The 22,248-nt window shown below is 52.1% G+C and carries 16 protein-coding genes, 1 tRNA gene and 2 pseudogenes; 11 read left to right on the top strand and 8 right to left on the bottom strand.

From position 1 onward, the window contains the following. Window positions 1-400 precede the first annotated feature (400 nt). A pseudogene (locus QWJ10_RS21480) lies at window positions 401-1,753 on the top strand (glycoside hydrolase family 5 protein); the annotation flags it as partial. A 333-nt stretch (window positions 1,754-2,086) separates the two neighbouring features. Here the strand turns inward: QWJ10_RS21480 and QWJ10_RS21475 are convergent. Continuing rightward, window positions 2,087-3,088 carry a hypothetical protein gene (locus tag QWJ10_RS21475; RefSeq protein WP_289929628.1) on the bottom strand — a complete coding sequence of 334 codons (1,002 nt, stop codon included), beginning with the start codon at window positions 3,086-3,088 and terminating at the stop codon, window positions 2,087-2,089. A gap of 881 nt (window positions 3,089-3,969) precedes the next feature. Here QWJ10_RS21475 and QWJ10_RS21470 point away from each other — a divergent pair. The 4 genes from QWJ10_RS21470 (at window position 3,970) to QWJ10_RS21455 (ending at window position 7,476) form a co-directional block, all read left to right on the top strand. Next, window positions 3,970-4,236, top strand: coding sequence for a hypothetical protein (locus tag QWJ10_RS21470; RefSeq protein ID WP_286788034.1), 267 nt, complete (start codon window positions 3,970-3,972; stop codon window positions 4,234-4,236). 469 nt (window positions 4,237-4,705) lie between these two features. Then, window positions 4,706-5,128, top strand: coding sequence for a response regulator (locus QWJ10_RS21465; RefSeq protein ID WP_289929627.1), 423 nt, complete (start codon window positions 4,706-4,708; stop codon window positions 5,126-5,128). A 323-nt stretch (window positions 5,129-5,451) separates the two neighbouring features. After that, the gene (locus QWJ10_RS21460) at window positions 5,452-7,077 is read left to right on the top strand and encodes a methyl-accepting chemotaxis protein (RefSeq protein ID WP_289929626.1); all 1,626 of its coding nucleotides are present in this window, start codon (window positions 5,452-5,454) and stop codon (window positions 7,075-7,077) included. A 153-nt stretch (window positions 7,078-7,230) separates the two neighbouring features. Further along, the gene (locus QWJ10_RS21455) at window positions 7,231-7,476 is read left to right on the top strand and encodes a hypothetical protein (protein ID WP_125889089.1); all 246 of its coding nucleotides are present in this window, start codon (window positions 7,231-7,233) and stop codon (window positions 7,474-7,476) included. A gap of 42 nt (window positions 7,477-7,518) precedes the next feature. Here the strand turns inward: QWJ10_RS21455 and QWJ10_RS21450 are convergent. After that, window positions 7,519-9,581: pseudogene (locus QWJ10_RS21450) on the bottom strand (ATP-binding protein). Window positions 9,582-9,875: 294 nt separating this feature from the next. Here QWJ10_RS21450 and QWJ10_RS21445 point away from each other — a divergent pair. Next, a complete protein-coding gene (locus QWJ10_RS21445; protein WP_197873286.1) occupies window positions 9,876-11,294 on the top strand; it encodes a TIGR00366 family protein in 1,419 nt (472 codons plus the stop codon). A 1,012-nt stretch (window positions 11,295-12,306) separates the two neighbouring features. Next, window positions 12,307-12,543, top strand: coding sequence for a BcsR/BcsP family cellulose biosynthesis protein (gene bcsR / locus QWJ10_RS21440; protein WP_289929625.1), 237 nt, complete (start codon window positions 12,307-12,309; stop codon window positions 12,541-12,543). 130 nt (window positions 12,544-12,673) lie between these two features. Here the strand turns inward: bcsR and QWJ10_RS21435 are convergent, their stop codons facing one another. Continuing rightward, the gene (locus tag QWJ10_RS21435) at window positions 12,674-13,456 is read right to left on the bottom strand and encodes a sulfite exporter TauE/SafE family protein (protein WP_289929624.1); all 783 of its coding nucleotides are present in this window, start codon (window positions 13,454-13,456) and stop codon (window positions 12,674-12,676) included. Window positions 13,457-13,666: 210 nt separating this feature from the next. On the opposite strand from QWJ10_RS21435, the gene QWJ10_RS21430 reads away from it, so the two are divergent. After that, complete coding sequence (locus QWJ10_RS21430; RefSeq protein WP_010798714.1) at window positions 13,667-13,933, top strand: ParD-like family protein; 267 nt, start codon at window positions 13,667-13,669, stop codon at window positions 13,931-13,933. Further along, on the top strand, window positions 13,930-14,721 hold the full coding sequence (map, locus tag QWJ10_RS21425) for a type I methionyl aminopeptidase (protein ID WP_289929623.1): 792 nt from the start codon (window positions 13,930-13,932) through the stop codon (window positions 14,719-14,721). Before QWJ10_RS21430 ends, map begins: the two co-directional genes overlap by 4 nt. Before the next feature lie 50 nt (window positions 14,722-14,771). Here the strand turns inward: map and QWJ10_RS21420 are convergent, their stop codons facing one another. From QWJ10_RS21420 to QWJ10_RS21400, 5 genes are all read right to left on the bottom strand, one after another. Next, complete coding sequence (locus tag QWJ10_RS21420) at window positions 14,772-15,071, bottom strand: hypothetical protein (protein WP_289929622.1); 300 nt, start codon at window positions 15,069-15,071, stop codon at window positions 14,772-14,774. Between the two features lie 104 nt (window positions 15,072-15,175). Then, window positions 15,176-16,849: a methyl-accepting chemotaxis protein gene (locus QWJ10_RS21415; protein ID WP_289929638.1), complete on the bottom strand. Its 1,674-nt coding sequence runs from the start codon at window positions 16,847-16,849 to the stop codon at window positions 15,176-15,178. 196 nt (window positions 16,850-17,045) lie between these two features. Continuing rightward, on the bottom strand, window positions 17,046-18,206 hold the full coding sequence (locus tag QWJ10_RS21410) for a hypothetical protein (protein ID WP_233432226.1): 1,161 nt from the start codon (window positions 18,204-18,206) through the stop codon (window positions 17,046-17,048). Window positions 18,207-19,097: 891 nt separating this feature from the next. After that, window positions 19,098-19,174: transfer RNA gene (locus tag QWJ10_RS21405), tRNA-Arg, on the bottom strand. Between the two features lie 208 nt (window positions 19,175-19,382). After that, the gene (locus QWJ10_RS21400) at window positions 19,383-20,168 is read right to left on the bottom strand and encodes an IclR family transcriptional regulator (RefSeq protein WP_289929621.1); all 786 of its coding nucleotides are present in this window, start codon (window positions 20,166-20,168) and stop codon (window positions 19,383-19,385) included. Window positions 20,169-20,397: 229 nt separating this feature from the next. Between QWJ10_RS21400 and maiA the strand changes: the two genes are divergently transcribed. Together maiA and hppD are read left to right on the top strand one after the other, a co-directional pair. Then, a complete protein-coding gene (gene maiA / locus QWJ10_RS21395; protein ID WP_289929620.1) occupies window positions 20,398-21,030 on the top strand; it encodes a maleylacetoacetate isomerase in 633 nt (210 codons plus the stop codon). Window positions 21,031-21,159: 129 nt separating this feature from the next. After that, a complete protein-coding gene (gene hppD, locus QWJ10_RS21390; RefSeq protein WP_289929619.1) occupies window positions 21,160-22,236 on the top strand; it encodes a 4-hydroxyphenylpyruvate dioxygenase in 1,077 nt (358 codons plus the stop codon). Window positions 22,237-22,248: the final 12 nt, after the last annotated feature.

The raw sequence follows: 22,248 nt of genomic DNA, 5'->3' as shown, positions 1-22,248 counted from the left end.
GCCTCTACACACTAATACTCCGGCAGGATAAAAGGCTTATAGCCAGAAAATCATCATTGACCGATTGCTTAAACAGTAAAACAACAAGAATCCGTCAGGTCATGAAATTACTTTGCCATTACTTTATTTTCATGATACTCGTGCCGACGAATGGTAATACGCGTTTTAATCAATAAAACCTTATAAAAATCAGTAACTTAAATTAGCAAATAAAACTTTATCTGGCTTTGTTTCAATTCATGTCAATGTTTTGGCATATCGCTTGTATAGCTCAGTACGCAGAGCACAGAGCGCGCTCCGCTTGGCAGTAGCCTAGCCAATTCTTTTTAATTCTGAGCCTCCGCCTGATCTTGCAGTACAGGAAATGGTCGCGGTTGGTCACAGCAGTATGGTGATACCAATGTTTTTTTCGAAACTGTTAAAGAAAAGCCTTCCCCTAGCAGCCGCCTTGGCGCTTGGAACCACTTACGTACAAGCCGAACCGGTCGATCTGGTTAGTCTGAACCTGTCCGGTGCGGGATTTGCCCCCCATGTCTTACCTGGAATCAATGGCACCAACTACATATTCCCGGTGGAATCCTACTTCCAGCAGTGGAGCGCCAGGGGCATCAAGACCTTCCGCTTCCCCATTATCTGGGAGCGCCTGCAACCCAAGCTGGGTGGCCCGCTGGATCCAGCCTATGTTGCGTTGATCGACCGCACCTTTGGTTATGCGCAAAAGCACAACATCAAGATCATTCTGGACCTGCATAACTATGCACGCTATCGCGGCCAGGTGATTGGCACCAGTGGCGTTCCGTATGCGCGCTACCAGGAGATCATGACCAAGATTGCCCAGCAGTGGAGTAATCAACCCGCCCTGTACGCCTATGACATCATGAACGAGCCCAACGGGGCCCTGGCCTATTGGGCAACCGCTGCACAATACGGTATCAACGGTGTGCGCGCCGTGGACAAGACCCGCCCGATCATTGTGGAAGGTAACGGCTGGTCGAGCGCTACGCGCTGGGCGGAGTGGAATGATCCCTTGCTGAACCTGAAGGATCCGTCCAACAACATCATTTTCTCGGCGCACTCGTATTTCGATGAGAACGCCGGTGGCAGCTATGGTGACGTAGACGTCAACAAGCTGGACGTGATGTACGGCGTGAATCGCGTCAAGCCGTTCGTAGAGTGGCTGAAAAAGCATGGTCAGCGTGGCTACATTGGTGAGTTCGGCGTACCGGATAACAACCCGCGCTGGAACATCCTGATGGACAATATGCTGGCCTACCTGAAAGAGAATTGCGTACCGGCGTCCTACTGGGCGGCAGGTCCGGGTTGGGGCAACTATTTCATGTCGGTTGAGCCTATCAACGGTGTAGAGCGCCCGCAGTGGCCGACGCTCAAGAAATACATGGACAGCAGCAGCTGTACGGAAATAGGCCCGAAGAAAGCAGCAACAACTTCGCCTGCACCTACACCGACCATTGTTGCGCCGGCACCATCCACTACGACGGGTTCCGTGACCAGCACCATCAACAATTTTACCAACACCGATTGGCTCAATGGTGTGTACCGTAAGAAGGCTGGCTTCTCGGTACCGGGCACGACCGCCAACAAAGCCGCCTTTCAGGTGGGCAAGTCGGTTAAGCTAGCGGATGGTCAGGTCCGCAAGATTACCTATGTGCAGGCTGGCACTAATCTAGGTGTCTATGTTGATGGCGCGGCAGTCAATGGATCGGTCGTAGGTTATCCCAAGACGCTGACCGTTTTGTCTAAATAACAACAGTCTCTTACCTACGGGCTGTGATGGATTGTATCTGGAGCTAGGGACAGCTCCTTATCTTTACTTTTTCTCCCTCCGTAATAGGCCAGGTGCGTTCGTATCAGACGCGTATTTTGCCAGCCCATACCAGATTCCCTATGTAAGACAACAAAACGGCATTCTCTAGCAGCTACATAAGCTGATCGTAATTGCCTCGCTATGCATCATCTCTCCTGTAATCCCTTCTGAGTCAACCTATCTGCTTGATCTGGCTTTACTGGCATCCCTTAAAGGAAAAGGCCGGGTATAAGCCCAGCCTTTTCCTTTATTAAAGATGAATCAGGTCATGCCTCTCATTCCTCTGGCGCCAGACAACGACTCAAGCCGCGTTGGGTATGGATACGGTACCGCTGCGATTTCGTCAGTAGCTCTGGCTGTATGTTGATAGTGTGTTTTGAGTGCCTGTAGGGCGAGAAGAAAAGCCGTAGGTGCTTGATACTCGAACACACCTACCAACGGCCACATGGCAAGGTTGGCCAGAAAGAACGCCAGCGTAAAGTCCAAGTTGGGATTTAACTTTGTTGCAACCCTGTAGTGGATGAACAAGCCAATCGGAATAATGGCAAATGTCAGGAATCCGAAGCGGAATAAGGTACCAATTACCCCTACGTCAGACAGAAAGAAGTAGTTGCTGAAGAACCGTTTGAACCCATCATTCCACATCAGGCTCAAGCTGCCGCTAGGAACCCAATTGTATTCATGCAAATGGTTCATGATGGCGGCAATGGTGTTTTCCCGTACATTGTCCGTAGGCCCGCTCTCCACCGATTGCATATAGAAGTCAAGGTTGAGCCCCAAGCTATCGAGGATATGCGGGTTCACCAATATCGGAAAGAGCGCAATGCTACCCAGGATCATGGGCATCACCATGCGGCTTTTCAGACACATCGCGGTAAAGAGAAAGCAGATCACGATGACCTGTCTTGTCTGCATGACAAAGACAATCGTGGCCAGAAAGACAAACGCCAGGATGCCATAGAGCACTTTTGACTTTGGAGCGCCGTTCAGGGGAGATCGTCCATGCCCCATGAAATAGACGCTAAGGCAGTAGGAGAAGATGATGGCCGCTGCGCCGGGCGAGGCACGCCCGGGACGACTAAGGTCAAGCACCTGCTCACGAAGATCGGGCAGCACGCCTGCATAGGAAAGCCAGGAAAGCCCAACGGAGATGAGACCGACCAGCAGTATCAGCTGCTCGAATTGGGTAGCGGTTACACGCTTTGCAAAATAGACAATAACGAAAAAGCTGAAGCAGAACAGAACACGACGCTCTTCAATCAATCCATAGAACAGCGGCTGCCCATAAAAAAGATTTGAAAATAACGCGGGCAGAAAACAGAACACAAACGCAGAAAAAAGGCAAAAACTTAAGCCGAGGTTGTAGTCCTGCTTGTTGGCAGGAGGCGTACCTGTAAGAAGAAGCGCTGTAAAACCTAAGCATATCGCAAGATACAATTCACTAACGTACTTTACGCCAATAGGGTTTGTGTGCCCTTGCTCGAACACACCAAATTGAAAAATAAGAAGAATAAACAAACATACGTAATAGACGTTACGCTTGCTAACCGTGATCATTAATTTTATGTCCTTTACATGCGGTTTGTTTTCGAAACCACCAAGCGTGCCAACCCACACCAATCTGTTGAGGGATCATAAAGCTAGTGGCGACGCAGACGCTGTCAAGGCAGGCAATGGACTACTTAGATCAATGCTTGAAACAGACAAGCTTAGTATTGCGGGCAATTATTACCGTCATATTGGCTCAAATAACCAGACTACTGTGACGGTACGAGTGATTTCGAAAGAATACTGGCTATTTGCCTTCTATTGATAAATAACTTATAAATCATCAAAACAAATTCATAGTACGTTCAATACAAAAGCAATTGACAAAAAACCTTGGTTTTGTGAGTTTGCCAGCATAAATACTTTGAATTAGTTCTCTTCTTTAGTAATAGATCACCCCTCCCGCAGCTTATTAGGACCTTTTTAACCAAGGCTCACTAAAGGACCCGCATAGCGATCAGATGCAGGGTGGAGGCGGAGCATAAGAAAGGCTTTGACTGGGCAGGAAAACCTTTAGACGAGCGGGAAGAGTCTTCAAGAATCTCTTGAAGTAGCCTGACTCTAACTAGATAACACCCAACGATGTAGCCGATTCTATGAATGCCTTGATCATGCTTGTTGACTCGGCCCGTGACCGTTATCAAGTCGATACCTTACTAAAACCTGACGGGACACTGGTTATTACCGCACTACCTGTTGAAGGAGGTCATCCACTTGAGTGGATCTTAACGTCTGATCAGGCGCGTAACCGTCTGCTTTTGGAAACGGTCCTGATGGATATCCAGCGTCGGCTTAACCAGCCGGCATCCAATAGCCATGAATTTACCCATGATGATCCATTACATCATGGCTCGCTCGGGTAGTAATTATTTACCTCTCTTTATCACAGTGCTTTTACAGTACTTCTCATGTTCCTTGCCACACTTGCAGCACAAAGCACTTCTAGTGTGACGTCCGTACCGGATGGGCTAAACGCGTGTTGCACCCTCTCCATCTTGGTGGGTTGCCACGTGGAAGGTTCTCTGATTTTACCTTTTGTCACCATTACAGGACGTCCAAGTCGCATGATGCGCAAATCTCCTTTTCCGCCTATGTCTTGCGCCTTTCTTTCTGCCGGCGGGAGGTGGGACGCATGCCCGCTCATATGATTGGACCGGCACAACCCTAGGGTTCCGAAAACCTGTCCATCTGCATTGCACATATTGACCACCGTCACTACTAAACCTCTGGGCATGGGGTTGGGCTCTCCATAATTTACGGCTTCGTGCGCCAACCGGTGGGCAGATGCATATCGCTTCGGAAACGGGGCAAGGAATACGGATATGTCTATATTTGACTCGCGCAGAAGAAAAGGCCGTAAATACCGCAAGTGAGCCCACTCAAGAACAGTTGCCCCGTACCGTTACTGGCGGGACGGTACGGGTTGTGGATTATGGGCCGACTATCCGTATGCTGGTCGTGGAGATTCTTGAAGAACTCGGCTACCACGCCCTGATAGCTGAAGATGGCGCTTCTGGCTTGGTAATCCTGCAATCCGATACCGCTATCGACCTGTTAGTTTCCGATGTTGGGCTAACGGAAGGCATTAACGGAAGACAAATGGCTAACGCCGCGCGCATTAGTCGCCCTGACCTCAAGGTGCTGTTTATCACAGGTTATACTGAGAGCGCTGTGGTAGGCGATAGAAACCTGGAAATCGACATGCCCATTATGACCAGACCCTGCACGGCCGATATATTGACCGAGCGAATCTAGCAGTTGATTGAAGGTAGTTAACTGGCGGTTTTTCAGCTCCTTCTTGGACGGGTCAGCTCTATAGTTGGACAGACTGTGCTCTACCAGCTTGAGCACACTGCAGACTCTGCATTCATAGCTGCGCCTGATAGTTAGCTTTTTAGGAATATCGCAGTAGAAAACGGGTAGCTGGTAGAGGTTCGCTTTCGAGAACGCTTGATCCATGGATGCAGTGGGCTTTATCCGTCACTGAATAAATTCAAGCCCTAAGACTGACCGCCGATACATGTCATCAGACAACAAAATTCGGCGTGCTTTCGCCTCTACTTTTGCGGATGACAAATATGCTACTACGCAGTTGGAACATTGCCCCCCGGGCTGCGCTTGGGTTTGGCCTGATCGCGCTGATGGTTGCTTTTCTAGGTATTTTCTCGCTAGGCAAGATGTCCAACATCCGTGACCGTAGTGTGGCTATAGAAGCAGAATGGGTACCCAGCATCCGCATCGTAGATAGCATCCGGGAAAACATGCTGCGTATTCGCACCATTTCCTTGCGCATGGCGCTTGATCCCGACCCTAAAAGCATCGACACCTATGCCAGCCAGTATGAGGCTCGTAATAAGGTTTTGATGGATAACATCAAGGCGTTTGAGGCCTTTGTCGATACGCCCGAAGAGCAACGCTTGTACGGACAATTCAAACAAGATTTTGCAGTCTACCAGCAGGGTATGACCAACTCGTTTGTCCTGGCCCGCCAAGGCGATACTGTCGCCCTGAATAAACTCACTCTGGTTGACATGAAGCCTGTCATCGATGGCACTGGCAAGACATTGGGCGAGCTGGGAGACTACTATGCACAAGGGATCGAGCGTGAAGGAAAGAACTCGGCGGATCAATACGCCAGCTCTCGCGCCATTGTTATCCTCGTGATTGCCTTGGCGGCCCTGGCTACCGTGCTTATGGCCTGGCTTCTGACACAAAGTATCGTCAGGCCCCTGCAGAGTGCTGTGCGCGCCGCACAACAGGTTGCCAAAGGAGACCTGACCACTCAGATTGAAGTCAGCGGTAGCGATGAGGTCAATCAGCTTCAGGTAGCACTGCGCCAGATGCAGGACAATCTGCGTAACACCCTGGCTCAGATTTCAGGGTCATCAACCCAACTGGCGGCAGCAGCTGATGAACTCAACGCAGTGACCGAAGAAGCCAGCCGCGGCCTGCAACAGCAAAACGATGAGATTGAGCAGGCCGCTACCGCTGTAAACGAGATGAGCGCAGCGGTTGATGAGGTAGCACGTAACGCAGTATCGACATCTGAAGCCTCCAAGACCTCGACCCAGTCAGCACAGGCCGGTCATGTTCGAGTCAATGAAACCATTACAGCCATCACAGACCTGTCGGAAGAGGTTCAATCTACCTCTGTACTGGTAAGACAACTTGCCGATCGATCGCAGGAAATTGGCAAGGTGCTGGATGTTATTCGTGCCATTGCAGAACAAACCAATCTACTGGCGCTGAATGCTGCGATCGAAGCTGCCCGTGCAGGCGAATCCGGTCGTGGTTTCGCTGTAGTCGCTGACGAAGTAAGAGCTCTTGCCCATCGTACGCAACAGTCGACGCTTGAGATCGAGCAAATGGTCTCTGGCATGCGCAATGGCGCAAGTCAGGCCTTGAACTCCATGCAGATCAGCAGCGCTCGCGCTCATTCCACACGGGAGCTGGCAGAAAGTGCAGGCCAGGCGCTAAGCGAGATTACGTCGTCGATCAGCGAAATGTATGAGCGTAACCTGGTAATTGCCAGCGCAGCCGAAGAGCAGGCTCAGGTGGCCAGAGAAGTTGACCGTAACCTTGTCAATATCCGTGATCTATCCGTGCAGTCTGCCACAGGCGCGCATCAAACCAGCGCGTCCAGCCATGAGCTGTCACGTCTAGCGGCTGAGCTTAACTCTCTGGTCAATCGCTTCAAGGTCTGATCGTTTATTCACTGATCGCTTTACGCAGAAAAAAATGTGAAAGCCCTCTTTAGCAGAGGGCTTTTTTGTTGAAAGCTGGCCAGATCTTCAGATGGATTGCTCTTTACGAGTGAAACAGTGGCCTATGCTTAAGTTAAGCATGAGGCGCACCCGATGAATCTGATAGCCGATAAACTTGCCCGTCTCGATCCGCCGCTTAAGTTTCTTTTTGAACCTCGCGGCTCTGACATGCTTTTGACCTTGATCGACCCAGCCGTTCCTGCACGCGTGCAGCGCCGCCTCGACCCCAAGCTCATGATGAATAAGGATGCGCTAAACCTGACCCTGGTTTATGCCGTCAATGAACTACGTGCCAAAGGCTCCCATGTGCCTTTGGAAAAGGATTACATTTTTATCTGATACCTCTTCGACCCACCAAATGGAACCTGGTGCTTCTATCGCCTATCCTCTCAGAGCAGTACGTACCATGGCAGAGAGATCCTCGGGACGATAGGGTTTGGTAAGCAAATGGATATTAGGAGACAACGTGTTGTTCTGCGAAAGGATGTCCCGAGTATGGCCTGAGGTAAACAATACCGGTATTGCAGGTTCCTGCATCTGAGCCCATGCCGCCAGATCCGTACTTTTGAGCCGACCGGGCATCACGACATCCGTGAAAATCAAATCAACCCTCGTTCCGGCTTCCAGCAGCTGCATGGCCACGTCCGCATCAGGCGCCAGCGCCACGTCATAACCGGCCTGCTGCAGTAACTCCACAACAGAGAGGCGAACGCCTTCATTGTCCTCTACCACCAGGATGGTTTCCCGCCCCTCAAGTGTATAGTCATGTTTGCCCTGGTCATCTTCTTCGGCCTGTTTGTGACTGCGTGCGAAATACATCCGTACCGTCGTACCGCGTCCAGGGGCGCTCTGAATATCAATATGGCCCCCACTCTGCTTGACGAAGCCAAACACCATGCTAAGACCAAGTCCCGTACCCTGCCCTTCAGCCCTGGTCGTGAAGAATGGCTCGAAGACGTGCTCCAGTACTTCTGGCTTCATACCTTCGCCCGAATCGGCAACGGACAGGCAGAGGTAGTCCCCAGGACTGATGTCCTTGCCTGCACAGTAATCTTCATCCAGCACGACATTGTCGCCATGAACGCTGATCAGCCCTTCCCCATCCATCGCATCACGGGCATTGATGGCCAGATTGAGAATAGCGTTTTCCAACTGGTTACGATCAACGTGTATGCACCAGGCATTGTCAGGCAGGGACATATCGATTTCGATGGTCTCGCCCAGTGCACGCTGAAGGAGCTCCTCCAGCCCTTCGAAAATATGGGCTGGGTTGTAAATGCCGGGTGACAGCGCTTGGCGACGGGCAAAGGCCAATAGTTGGGAAGACAGTTTGGCTCCTCGCTCCACAGCATTGATGGCAGCTTCCACGCGGTTCTGTACACGAGGATTGTCTTTTCCTGGCGAGCCAGCAGATGCAGGTTGCTCGAAATGACCTGCAGGACATTATTGAAGTCATGTGCAACGCCTCCGGTCAGTCCGCCAATCGCCTCCAGCTTTTGTGATTGCCGGAGCTGCTCTTCCGCCAACGAGCGGGCCTGCACTTCAGCAGCGACCCGCTGCTCCAGATTGCGCGTCAATTGATACAGAGCTTCTTCCGCCATTTTGCGTTCATGAATATCAATCAGGACGCCAGGGAAGCGAAACGGCTCTCCACGCTCGTCAAACTCGCACAGACCACTCGCCAAAACCCAGCGGAAAAGGCCGTTCGGGCGGCGGATACGACATTCAGCATTGAAAGCGCCGCCCTGATCAAAGGTCTGCCTGATATGCATCCGGATCTTTTCCAGGTCATCCGGATGAATGAAGCCACTGGCGATCTGAATGGGGATGCCTGCCGCCGCTTCGTCTACAGGATATGAAAAGGTTCGAGCGAAGCGCTCATCCCCGGTCAGGAACCGGGCTTTGATATCCCAGACGAACAGCCCCAAGAGCGCGCCAGAGTTCAATGCCAGTTGTAGTCGCTCATTCGTTGCCCGGAAGGAACGCTCAGCCTCCTGACGTCGCCGCTCCGACAGTACGTGTTGAGTGGTTTCGATAACGATGGCCATGACGCCGGCCGGCACGCCGTCATCCTCGGGCACCGGGCTGTAGTAAAGGTCCATCGAGACGTCTTCCGGGCGCCCATTACGAAACAACACGAGTTCTTTGTTTCGATAAGAGAGCGTACCGCCAGCCAGACAGGTATCAACTACATTCCGATTGAATTCGGCAACTTCCGGCCAACCGATCTCGACTGGCGAGCCGAGAAGAAAAGGATGACGCCCTCCCGCAAACACGGCATAGGCATCGTTATAAATCATATAACCAGGCCGTCCCCACAACATGACGAGGGGTACGGGAGAGGCCAGTAGAAACTGGACGGCAGCGCTCAGACTTTTGGACCACTGTTCAATAGGGCCGAGATCCGTACGGGACCAGTCGAAAGACCGGATACGCTCGGCCATTTCACCGCTCCAGCCCAAGCAACCATGATCGTCTCTTAGGAAAAGGGCCTGTTCAGTATGTTGGTGTCCAGATACGACCACAGCAACCAACAACAATTCTAAACAAACGAAGCGGCGGCCAGGTCGGTCTATCCGGCAACGATAGCAGCCTTTTCAAGTAGACATCCGTTCACGGTGAAAAACCGTCAAGTAAAACACACCGGTAAGCGCTACCCTCTATAGGTCCTGGGCGCGGCCAAGCAAGTGGCAATGCGCTACACGGGTAATCAATAACAAAAGCTATAAGGAGATTACATGTCCGTTCATATTGAAGAGCGATTTTCTGCTCGTCTGGCGTTACGTTGTGCGCAATGGGCCGAGCGCTGGTTTCCTGATTCATGGGTCTTTGCCGCTGTCGCCGTGGTGGTGGTGGCGCTCGCCGCTACCCTGCTCGGCACGCCGGCTTCAGGGACAGCCAAGGCATTTGGCGACGGTTTCTGGAGCCTGATTCCCTTCACCATGCAAATGGCGTTTGTAGTGATCGGCGGCTACGTCGTGGCCAGCTCAGCGCCTGCGGCCCGTCTGATCGACTGGCTGGCTCGCATCCCACGCAATGGTCGGTCGGCTGTCTGCTGGGTAGCGCTTATTTCGATGCTGGCTTCTCTGCTCAACTGGGGGCTCAGCCTGGTTTTTGGAGGGCTCCTGGTAAGAGCCCTTGCCCGACGTGCCGATTTGAAAATGGATTACCGGGCCGCAGGTGCAGCGGCCTATCTCGGGCTGGGCGCCGTATGGGCCTTGGGTCTGTCGTCCTCAGCGGCCCAGTTGCAGGCAAATCCGGGGAGCCTGCCCCCGTCTGTTCTGGCGATTACCGGTGTCATCCCCTTTACGGAAACCATTTTCCTCTGGCAGTCAGGCATCATGCTGCTTGCGCTGATCGTGCTGTCGCTGATCATTGCATATGCTACTGCGCCTGGAGAATTGACTGCTCGTACTGCGCGTGAGTGTGGAGTCGACCCCGTACTGGAAACACCGGCTCGGCTAGTGCGAACACGCCCAGGCGAATGGCTGGAGCATAGCCCGCTTCTGACCATTATCATTGTGCTGCTAGCGCTGGGGTGGCTTTGGCAGGAGTTTGCTTCCAAGCCTGCCATTGAGGCCATTTCAGGACTCAACACCTACAACCTGTTATTTCTGACGCTTGGTGCGCTTCTGCATTGGCGTCCTCGTCATTTTCTCGATGCAGTGGCGCGTGCTGTGCCGACCACTACTGGTGTCCTGATCCAGTTTCCCCTCTATGGCTCCATTGCTGCGATCATGACAAAGGCGACAGGAAGTGATGGTCAGACGCTTGCCCACCATATTTCCGCCTTTTTCGTTCAACTGGCCTCACACGATACATTTGCGGTCCTGATGGGCGTCTATTCAGCTATCCTGGGTTTCTTTATTCCTTCAGGCGGGGGTAAATGGATCATCGAGGCGCCTTACGTCATGCAGGTTGCCAATGACTTGCACTACCACCTGGGCTGGGCAGTCCAGATCTACAACGCAGCTGAAGCGCTACCCAATTTGATAAACCCCTTTTATATGCTGCCTTTACTAGGCGTTCTGGGGCTCAAGGCGCGCGACCTTATCGGTTTTACCTTCATGCAGATGCTGGCGCATATTCCGTTGGTGCTGATTCTTTTATGGGCATTGGGGGCCACCCTGACGTATCTGCCACCAGTCATGCCTTGAAGAATCCACCACAGATGATGAACGGTCGTTTGAACAGACGAGACAGCTGTACAGATTAAGTCCACCAATGTCATATTGATATCAAGTTTGCTAGCCACTTCTCATTTTGTGGCTAGCCCCCCCTTACGCTCAAGAGCGCTATCTTCAAGTAGGTCCAGCTCTGGCTCCAGCATGTCTTTTAGAGGTAAATAAGGTTGTTGTACTGCCTCGGCCTATTCTTCACGGCAGTGGGTGTAATGTGTCTGCTTTACAAGCCCAATGACACGATGCTCCAGTTCGAAGGATACGGTCTCATCATCGTTTCTGTGTTTATTCTTCGAGAAGCCTTCCTGAGCAAAAAGCCTCCCAAGAATTGAGCTTGTCATAACGCCTCTGCCCGTCTGGCGCTTGCATGACACACTTGTAAACGCTTACCCCAAAGTCCATGCGACTTTTGAGCCTTTGAGCTTTGCTGCCGCCATTGATATCATCACGACATCAGTCATAGGGGCCAGGCGCGGTCGTTGCGCAGCATGAACCTACCCATAACCGATACGGAATGAGTCTGGTCACGCGTGAGGTTACTGTTACTCACCATGCCGGAATAGGAATGGCTTTCTCTTCGCCTTTTAGAAAGCAAAAAGCAGGATGCTGGATATGGACTTCTTTACTAACCTCACCACCCTTTGTACAACTCAGGTGTTAACGCCGGGCCGCCCTATTGCCTGCCTGGCCATAATAGGCCTCGTGGCTACAGGGGTTGCGATTCACACTGAGCTTAGACGGCATAAGGATGAATAATCTGATCGCTTCCGTCCTGAATGCTTCATCCAGCTACCTACGTCCCAACGACGACCACTAGCATGAGTGAATGGGATCCTGTGGACCTGCTGCTGATGGCTATTAGCGGATTTTGCCTTCTGTCAGCGTTTGGCTTGATGGTGTTCTGGCACTGATGATCTGGCACGCCGGTTGCTGCAGGCAACAGTGTAATGACCGTTGCGTCAAATAATCTGTCAGCCTGGAAACCACGATGAATGCTCTTCAAGTACTCGACGCCTCCATCCATATATTGGATACCCGTGAGGACGTCACCAATCTGGCCAAATGCTTTGATTTGCAAGGGTTGCAGTATCTTGAAATCCAGGCTGTACAAAACTTCCAGTTAGCTATGGCACATTGGCCATTGTTGATGGAAACCCTTCAGCCGTCGCTAGTCGGTTACGAGACGATCATCAATCCGCTTCCAGTCTATCTTTCACAAGGCTGAAGCGGATCCGCATGGCATAGAAAAGAGCAGTACGGTGGATACATCGGCAGGAATAGCCTCTTCTGGATATTATTCAGAAGGCGTTAGCAAGTGAGTGGCCTGAAGTCTTCAGGCCACTCCCAAGGAAAGGTCAGAGCAGTTTGTACCCGATCACCATCAGCATGACGGCAAGGCACGGACGCAATATTCCATCGGGAATTCGACCGGAAAGGTGACTGCCTATAAAGATGCCTGGCAGTGAGCCCATCAGTAGATAGCCTAGAATAGGCCAATCCATGTTGCCCATGCTGGCATGGCCCAGTCCTGCAATCAGCGTCAAAGGTACGGCATGTGCGATCTCTGTACCTACCAGGCGTCGGGTAGCCAGGAAGGGATACAGCATGAATAGCGCCACGGTACCTAAAGCGCCTGCGCCAATGGACGTCAGCGTCACCATGGCGCCAAGCACAACACCTGTGATGAATGTCAGCGTATTGAGCTTTTTCGGGCTCAAGTGAAAGCTGTCATTGGCATGCCGGCCTACAAAGGCAAACAGCTGTTTCTTAAAAAGAATGGCAAAGGCTGTCATGAACAGAACAATACCCAAACCATGCTTGATGATCGCATTTAGCGCCTGCGGATCGGAGTGCAAGCGACTCAACAACCACAGTGTGAATGCAGCAGCCGGCAGACTTCCCAGCGCCAGCCAGCCTGTCACAGACCAGTCGATATTTTTGTTGCGCTGATGCACCCAGACACCGCCCGCCTTTGTTACCGCGGCATACAGCAGGTCGGTTCCTACGGCAGCGGCCGGATTGATGCCAAACCACAATAGGATAGGAGTCATCAGGGAACCACCGCCTACGCCTGTCATCCCAACAATAAAGCCGACCACCAAGCCTGCGACAACAAAACCTCCAGCGCCGAAATCCATCATCACTTCCTAAAGACACATGTTCTGCAAAAACTGGCACGCAGCATAACGACTTATAAAGAGCTCGCTTATATAAATATGATCTTGCTTATAACCATTTAATTTAAAAAAAGCCCAGCCATCCTCCATTAATCGCACGGAACGTCCATTTTCCTACGTAGTCATACACGTTAGTATATGGAACATATACATTTCATATAGGGTGAGTGGATGGGTATTGTCAAAGTCTCGGAAGGTATGCATGAGAACCTGCGTATCGCCAGTAATGCACTTTGCCGCTCCATCAATGCTCAGGCGGAGCACTGGCTACGGGTAGGCATGCTGGCGGAACTCTATCCTGAGCTGAACCATCGGGATATCTGCAAGCTGCTGATCAGTCTGGAGCAACAAGGCGGTTTTGACCTGAACTGCCTGAGCGCGATGGAAGATGCCCCACACGTCCAAGCAACGATCAAACAGGCGGGAGCCGGACGATGAGAAAAGCGGTTTCGATAAAGACACCTGAAGAAATTGCCATGGCGCGCAAGGCAGGCAAGCTGGCAGCCGATGTGCTAGCGATGATTGCCGAGCATGTGAAACCTGGCGTAACGACCGAAGAACTAGACCGCTTGTGTCATGACTACATCGTCAATGTACAAAAAGCCGTTCCGGCCAATATTGGTTATCATGGATTTCCGAAAACGGTCTGCACCTCAGTCAATCATGTGATCTGCCACGGTATTCCTTCTTCTGAGGCGCTGAAGGATGGCGATATCGTCAATATCGATGTAGCGGTCATCAAGGATGGCTGGTACGGCGATACCAGTCGCATGTACTTTGTAGGGGAGCCCTCTGCTCAGGCACGCCGCCTAGTGGAAACGACTTACGAAGCCATGTGTGCAGGTATTCGTGAGGTCAAGCCCGGCGCAACGTTGGGAGACATCGGTCATGCGATCCAGACCGTCGCGCACCGTGACGGCTTTAGTGTCGTTCGTGAATACTGCGGGCACGGGATCGGTAAGGTTTATCACGACGAGCCTCAGGTGTTGCATTTTGGCAACCGTGGCGAAGGAATGAAGTTGCGCACAGGAATGATGTTTACCATCGAGCCTATGCTCAATGCCGGCAAGCACCAGACCAAGACACTCGGTGATGGCTGGACGGTCATTACTAAGGATCGTTCGCTCTCGGCACAATGGGAGCATATGGTTGTCGTGACAGAGAGCGGGTTTGAAGTGCTAACGCCATGGCCAGATAGCCCCAGCGGTTATACCCCCATCGTCTAATCGGCGATGACACGGTCGGCAGGGCTGCGATGGGCGCCCTGCCAAGATGATTATTGTGCCTGGGTACGGGTTGCTTTGTCTGGATGTGTCGAGCCTACCGCTGACTCATTAGACAACGCCGCATCTGCCTTCTGCTGATCTTCAACCGCTTCTTGCTTCTGCTCCTGCGCAGCGTTGGTATGTGTCTGTCGCTCGGCAGGATTCTCAGCTGCTGCTGCTTTTTCCTGATGTTCCTGGGCATTCTGCGTATGCTGGGCAGCGTCCTGTGCCTTCTGCTCGGAAGGTTTGTCACAGCCCGCCAAGGGAAGTAGAAGGGCAGTCATTACGGCAACGGATAGATACTTCAACATGGATAACTCAACTTATCAGCTAAAACGTCATCCGCTTGGAATACCGATCAATCGTTGAGTTTCTTCCTAACCGTAACAATTTATTGATTAGCTAACTAATTTCCTTACAGGCGAAACCGCTGGACCGTCCGGTTAAGCTCCGAGGCCAATGCAAGCAACTCTATACTGGAGTGACTGGTTTGCATTGCACCTGTCGCCGTCTGGGTAGACAACGTTCGAATACTGGCCAGGGCGCTATCGACAATATGCGCAATCTGAACCTGCTCATTAGCGCCTGCTGCAATGGTTCTATTCTGCTCACGAATAGCCTCGCTGGCAGTCGTAATCTCAAGCAGTGCCCGGTCAGTCGCTTCCGCCTGCTGCAAGGTATGACAGGCGTGCTCTGCAGAGGATTGAAGACTGGCAACGTTCTGTTGAGTACCTTGATTCACGTCATGGACCAACGCTTCGATTTCGTTGGTGGAGGCTCGCGTACGTAGTGCCAGGGCACGCACTTCATCGGCTACCACAGCAAAGCCTCTGCCCTGCTCACCGGCGCGTGCAGCCTCAATGGCCGCGTTCAATGCAAGCAGGTTGGTCTGTTCCGAAACAGATCGAATGACATCCAGTATTCGGGTAACGCTCTGCGTCTTTTCAGCCAGCCCGGCCGCCTGCTCGGAAGCCCCTAATACACTGCCTGCCAATTGCTTGATGGAGGCAATGGTGTCGGTAAGCTCGCGTTTGCCCAATATAGCGGCCTCGCTGGAGGCAAGCGAATTCTGTGAGGTATTGGCAGCGCTAAGCGCAACCTCTTCTACAGCCTGGCTCATTTGCGCCATAGCCTCAACGGCCTGGCTTACCTCATGGTTTTGCTGTTGCAGATGACAAGCGCTGCTTTCCATGACAGCACTCATCTCATGCGCGGCAGTAGTAAGCTGTGAAGACGCCGATTCGATATGTGACAGCGTCTCGTGCAGACTACCCTGCATGCGCGCCAGTGCCTGCAACAGCCGAGCCGCCTCGTCTTTACCTTGCGACTGAATAGACTGACTCAGATCTCCCTCAGCGATGACTTCGGTGATCGCCACAGCCTGTCGCAAGGGCACCAGTATGCTGACACTCAGCCGCCAGGCCAAGATCATCATGAGTACCAGCACTGTCCCAATAGTGACAAGGGCAATCAAGCGCGTCTGTTGATAATGCGCCTGTGCCGAGGTGATGGATTGGGCAGCACTCTGCTTATTCAACTCTCTCAACAACTGCACCTGCATATCCATCAGATCGCCCTGCATGCTCAAGGTCGTATCAGAAAGCATATGCGCATCCTGGGCCCTGCCCTGTTCAATCAGCCCCATCTCATCTCGCAGACCCGAAAGAAAAACCTGGTAGGCGTCCTGAAGCGCCTTGATCGAGTCGCGCTGGGTAGCATCCGAAGCCTGCTGCGAATAGAGTTGGAAGTTCTGCTCAAGTTGTCCCGTTAGCTGCTCGACAGCAATTTTCCCATTGATCAATACCGATGGATCTTCCGTACTGGTCAGAAATCGCTGGGATTCTGTGCGTAGTTTGCCCAGATCAATTGCAATGGCATCCGCCAGTGCAATGTTGGCAAGCGCTCCGCTTTCGATCATCTCGCCCTGCTGACGAACCTCGTGCATCTGTATAAGACAGAAGCTGCCCAACCCTACGAACAACGCGGCCGTAACCCCAAAGCAGACAATCAGGCGATTCCTAATGCCCATACGGCGCAGAAGTGGAAGGGATGCAGAAGACTTGAAAAAGCGCAGGACACTTAATGGCATGTTCACGGAACAACGACAACCATGGCAATAAAGACTGCCCCGCTTATATCAGCCGATCATGATAGCTTAATGACAGCCCATCTCCCTGCCTGGCTGTCGTCGGCCTGCCTATAATAAAGAAAGCCTACAGACCTGCACTGCCAGGCCTTTCAACCCAGCAATGCTGGCAGAGAGCAAATGCTTGAACCCTTCCTGATCAGTGTTGGGTCAACGTAGCTGTATTGCTCAGCCCGGTCTGCATCAAGGTTGCCTGATTACCCTGCCCGGTGCGCTCTAACGTAACAGACAGGCCTGACCCTTGCTGGGTTAGCTGGAAGTTGTCATTGATGGTCTGGCGTTGTGTGAGGCTCATGTAGTTGTCATCGCCTATCTGCGATACATCCAGGGAGCTATTCTCAACGCCGGCCTGCACCAGATCCATGGTGTTTCCATTGCCATCTTGTGTAGCAATGATGCTGTTTGAACCGCTGGTGGCAGATTGGCTGACCGTCATGATGTTGTCATCACCCAACTGATTGGTAGTCAGGCTTGCACCGGCGGAACCAAAGTAAATACTAGCACGCCCTCCCTGATCAACCGTGACGCTATTATTATTACCGTTCTGGGTAAGCCGTGCTGTAGCGTTCAGAGACTGCTCGACTGTCGCCGTGTTGCCGTCGCCATACTGAGTTACCCGCGCAAAAATACTGCCCACATCAACATCTTTGGGACTGACGCCATACTGCTGGAGCTGGACACTGTTTGCGTTGCCTTGCTGTTCGACAGCACTGGATACATTCATATCTCGCTGTATAGCGGTGATCTGGTTAGTATCACCCGTCTGGGTAGCAGTAAATCCACTCAGGAAGCCATCCGTCCCCTGCTCCAGGTTAATGATATTGTTGTTACCAATGGACGTTGTGTTAATTGTTGCAGCACCAGAGGTGGTACGTGTCAAGGTATGAATGTTCCCTGTACCATTTTGCTCTCCTGTCACAGAGCCGCTGCCATAATACGTTGTATCATTTAACGTGTACTGGTTAGCACTGCCCGCTTGCGTCAGGGTTACTTCGTTCTCACCGCTTTGGTAGATGTTGGCAACCTGGTTATCTCCTCCTTGCGTTACTGTTACTCTAGCATCCTCAGTCGCTTCGTCCTGATAGACCGTGGCGGAATGGCCGGTCCCATCCTGTTCGATACGCTGATAGCTGTTGTTACCCAACTGAGTTTGCTGCGCCTGATGGGACGTACCGGTTTGAACCAGCTCTGCCGTATTGCCATCACCAGCCTGGTTAATTTCCGATACATGCATTTGAGCAACAGCAGAGGCAGAGATAAAGGCCATGGAAATGGCCGCAAGCATGTTGAAACGACGCATATCGAATTCCTTATAAGCATGCCCAGTTAGATCGACCTCTCTTTATAGAGAGGTCGGCGACCAAACGAAACAACAGGCTTTCCGTTTGCTCTTTAGCTTTCCAGTAAATACTGGTAGTACAAGCGTAGCTGTCGGTAAGTCTATTACCATACAGCCCGACGAAAGGATTTACTTAGCACTTTAGCAATCTTTTTTATTTGCCTTACTGTTGCACAAAGGCGGCTTGAATATAGCCAGCTGTTGGAATAATGAACTTAGGTCTGCCCGCTGGCGGGCTCCTTGCTGCAGCGCGAAACCTGATTAAACCTGGCTTTAAGCACAGGAGTTGGCCATATGGCTCCTGCTGCACTAGGGATCACTCAAATGAACCCATATTATCCAACATACTTATTTCTAATGTCAGCGCTAAATTGGTCAATCAGCTAAAAATAACGATAATTCAGAGCAGCAGTGGCGTTAACTTTATTAACTAACAACAACAGCTATCAGTTATGCTTAGGCATTAACATGTCATTTCATCAACAGACTGAAACAATCAAACACGGTCATCCCGGGTGATAACCCAGTCATCTTTAGCCGCTCTGAACCTAGTATTTAACAGGTGCTTAATACCCGTCAATTAACAATTGACTTATAAGTAATAATGAGTTCAATGCACAAGGCATGTATAAATCGCATTGCTCTATATTAAATGAGCGGACGTTTTTATTAAGCCAGGCTTTTCCAAGATTGATGAAGTAGAGAACTATAATTATATGAGCAACCCATGAGTTTTACCTTGAGTGCAAGGCGATTCACGAGCAAGCAGGCAGGAGGGAATTCAACTCAAGCGAAAGCCTTTCTTGCAGGCATGAAAAAAGGGCTTGTATTTCTACAAGCCCTTTTAGGAGATGGCGCGCTCGAGAGGATTCGAACCTCTGACCGCTCGGTTCGTAGCCGAGTACTCTATCCAGCTGAGCTACGAGCGCGCTGTGGGTGCCAGTATAGGGATATTTCTATAGTTGTAAAGCTATTTTTTCAATAAAATCAGCGAGATAGAAAATAGCATCTCCAAAAGAGGCATATGCATAGGCCTATTGCCCCTTTCCTCTCCAGCAAACCAAACCTGATAAGCGGCTGTGACGCGCCTGGCTCCACGCTGCTGGCCAGCGTTCTTCTAACGCTTATCTGGTGTATTTAGGCGAAGGAACCGCCCATTCGTTGGCTGATCGCCTCGGCGGTTTCAAGCAACCGTTGTGCAGCCAAACTACCGGGCTCGGCAGAAAAGCTTTGTGCCGCCCCTACGATGGTCAATACACCTACAAGCCGATTCCTCGCGGCAAACACCGGTGCCGAAAGCGCATTGACTCCCTCCATGAGCAGGCCATGAATTGAGTGCAGTCGATGAGCACGGATAGACGCCATAGTGTCAGCCAGCACTTTTTGAGTGGGTGCGCCTGCCTGACGTAGCGCCTGCTTTCTTAACGGAGCCGTTTCGCTATCCGGCAGGAACGCATTAAAGACCAGCCCCGTAGAAGAACTCAGCAATGGAAGTACGGAGCCCACCTGCGTTACCAACGTTACTGCACGGACGGCCTGCTCCACATGCACCACTGCCGGACCGTGGTTGCCCCACACCGCTAGAAAGCATGTTTCGTTGACAGCATCACGCAGTGTGGCCAGCCTTGGAACACTTACTTTCACGACATCCAGACGCCCCAGGGCTGCCATGCCAACGTACAACGCCGCCGGGCCGAGACCATAATGATTGGTAGCCTCGTCCTGCTCGGCAAACCCACTGGCAATCAGTGCCTGCAAGTAGCGGTGCACCTTGCTGGCGGGCATCTCAAGATGCTCTGCGAGTTTGGATAACGATGTCGCTGGCGCCAGATCAGCCAGACCCTTGAGAATATCGGTGCCGACTTCAGCCGACTGAACCTTTTGGCGTCGGGACGACTCAGGAGCCTTCGATTCGTTTGCCATGTCTACAACCGCTACTGTGGGGAGGCGGTGTTATAGCGTGACCGCCTTCAGGATTCAATTTGCAAGCAAGCAACGCTTACAGAATCCTTGATGTACAAGGCAATCCTTTGGTCATGAATGTCTGCCTGGCTTGACAAGCCACAAGGTCTTGGCGCACATTCCACTAAACGTAACTGATTTACGCATTATAAAAGACTCATAGGAGTCGCTAATAAAAGCGGTGTAAGTCATGGATCTCTTTACCTATTACCGTTCCACTTCGTCCTATCGCGTGCGCATTGCCCTGGCGCTCAAGGGGCTGCCTTACGAGGCGATACCGGTAAACCTCATCAAGGATGGCGGTGAACATCGGCGTTCGGACTACCTTGCGCTCAATCCACAAGGTCGTGTCCCGCTGCTGCGCACGGATGAAGACACACTGATTCCTCAATCGCCCGCTATCCTGGAATACCTGGAAGAGCGCTACCCTGAAACGCCTCTGCTGCCAGAAGACATACTCGCACGCGCCCGACATCGGAGCGTAGCGGCCATTATTGGCTGCGATATCCATCCCCTGCATAACGTGTCGGTACTGAACCGCCTGCGCCAGTTGAACATTGCCGAGGCAGACGTATCCGCCTGGATTGCGCATTGGATCAGTGAGGGACTTAGCGCTGTAGAGGCGTTGATAGGCGATGAAGGCTTCTGCTTTGGTGAAGTAGGCCTTGCCGATGTATATCTGCTGCCACAGCTTTATGCTGCGCACCGTTTCAACGTGGCGCTGGAATCGTTGCCTCGAATTGCCCGGATTGAACGCCTGGCGTTAGAACATCCGGCGTTCCAGCAGGCTCACCCCGACGCTCAGGCGGATCGACCGCTATGAAATCCTTTGGCTTCAAGCTTCTGATGGGCGACCACCTGGCTCGCAGCACCCGTGGCCTTTCCTGCGCGCCGCCATGGTCTGGGTACTGATTTTCCTTACCTAATCCATTTGTTTATGCAGGAGCCTGTCATGGCCGATCTATTTGAAAACCCCATGGGCCTCATGGGTTTCGAGTTCATTGAATTCGCCTCCCCGACCCCTAATGTCATCGAGCCTGTACTGGAAAGTATTGGTTTTACCCACGTAGCCAACCACCGTTCCAAGGACGTTGCGCTGTATCGTCAGGGTGATATCAATGCCATTGTCAACCGTGAACCCAAAAGCCATGCGGCCTATTTTGCTGCTGAACATGGCCCTTCCGTGTGCGGTATGGCCTTTCGTGTGCGTGATGCTCACCAGGCTTACTACAAGGCACTGGAAATCGGCGCTCAAGCCGTAGACATTCCTACCGGTCCGATGGAGCTTCGCTTGCCAGCCATCAAGGGCATCGGTGGCGCACCGCTGTACCTGATCGATCGTTTCGAGGAGGGCAGTTCAATCTATGACATCGACTTCGTTTTCCTCGACGGTGTTGATCGCAAGCCGGTCGGGGCTGGTTTAAAGATCATCGACCACCTAACCCATAACGTGTATCGGGGCCGTATGGCCTATTGGGCAGACTTCTACGAGAAGCTGTTCAACTTCCGCGAGATTCGTTACTTCGACATCAAGGGTGAATACACGGGTCTGACCTCCAAGGCCATGACTGCGCCAGACGGCATGGTACGGATTCCGCTGAACGAGGAATCTTCCAAGGGGGCGGGTCAGATCGAGGAGTTTCTCATGCAGTTCAACGGCGAAGGTATCCAGCATGTTGCCTTTCTGACCGATGATCTCATCAAGACCTGGGATGCGCTCAAGGCCTGCGGCACCCGCTTCATGACAGCACCACCAGAGACCTACTACGAGATGCTTGAAGGCCGCGTGCCCAACCATGGCGAGCCAACTGAAGAGCTTCGCTCGCGGGGCATCCTACTGGATGGTACCTCCGAAGGGGGTGAGCGTCGCCTGCTGCTGCAGATCTTCTCCGAGACCCTGCTGGGTCCGGTGTTCTTCGAATTTATCCAGCGCAAGGGTGACAGTGGTTTTGGCGAGGGCAATTTCAAGGCACTGTTCGAATCGATCGAGCGCGACCAGATCCGCCGTGGCGTGCTAGCCACCGAGTAAGGTCACGGGCGG

Source organism: Pseudomonas sp. WAC2 (genome assembly GCF_030403525.1).
Classification (GTDB): Bacteria; Pseudomonadota; Gammaproteobacteria; order Pseudomonadales; family Pseudomonadaceae; genus Chryseomonas; species Chryseomonas luteola.
The sequence above is the reverse complement of the archived record's forward strand: the minus strand, read 5'-3'. Positions and strand labels throughout refer to the sequence as shown.

Bases quoted from the DNA above. Each gene is read 5' to 3' on its own strand.
- map (WP_289929623.1), top strand. From the start codon at position 13,930: ATGAGAAAAGCGGTTTCGATAAAGACACCTGAAGAAATTGCCATGGCG.
- QWJ10_RS21430 (WP_010798714.1), top strand. From the start codon at position 13,667: ATGGGTATTGTCAAAGTCTCGGAAGGTATGCATGAGAACCTGCGTATC.
- QWJ10_RS21460 (WP_289929626.1), top strand. From the start codon at position 5,452: ATGCTACTACGCAGTTGGAACATTGCCCCCCGGGCTGCGCTTGGGTTT.
- QWJ10_RS21455 (WP_125889089.1), top strand. From the start codon at position 7,231: ATGAATCTGATAGCCGATAAACTTGCCCGTCTCGATCCGCCGCTTAAG.
- QWJ10_RS21445 (WP_197873286.1), top strand. From the start codon at position 9,876: ATGTCCGTTCATATTGAAGAGCGATTTTCTGCTCGTCTGGCGTTACGT.
- QWJ10_RS21400 (WP_289929621.1), bottom strand. From the start codon at position 20,168: ATGGCAAACGAATCGAAGGCTCCTGAGTCGTCCCGACGCCAAAAGGTT.
- QWJ10_RS21420 (WP_289929622.1), bottom strand. From the start codon at position 15,071: ATGTTGAAGTATCTATCCGTTGCCGTAATGACTGCCCTTCTACTTCCC.
- QWJ10_RS21470 (WP_286788034.1), top strand. From the start codon at position 3,970: ATGAATGCCTTGATCATGCTTGTTGACTCGGCCCGTGACCGTTATCAA.
- QWJ10_RS21435 (WP_289929624.1), bottom strand. From the start codon at position 13,456: ATGGATTTCGGCGCTGGAGGTTTTGTTGTCGCAGGCTTGGTGGTCGGC.
- hppD (WP_289929619.1), top strand. From the start codon at position 21,160: ATGGCCGATCTATTTGAAAACCCCATGGGCCTCATGGGTTTCGAGTTC.
- maiA (WP_289929620.1), top strand. From the start codon at position 20,398: ATGGATCTCTTTACCTATTACCGTTCCACTTCGTCCTATCGCGTGCGC.
- QWJ10_RS21415 (WP_289929638.1), bottom strand. From the start codon at position 16,849: ATGCCATTAAGTGTCCTGCGCTTTTTCAAGTCTTCTGCATCCCTTCCA.
- QWJ10_RS21410 (WP_233432226.1), bottom strand. From the start codon at position 18,206: ATGCGTCGTTTCAACATGCTTGCGGCCATTTCCATGGCCTTTATCTCT.
- bcsR (WP_289929625.1), top strand. From the start codon at position 12,307: ATGAATGCTCTTCAAGTACTCGACGCCTCCATCCATATATTGGATACC.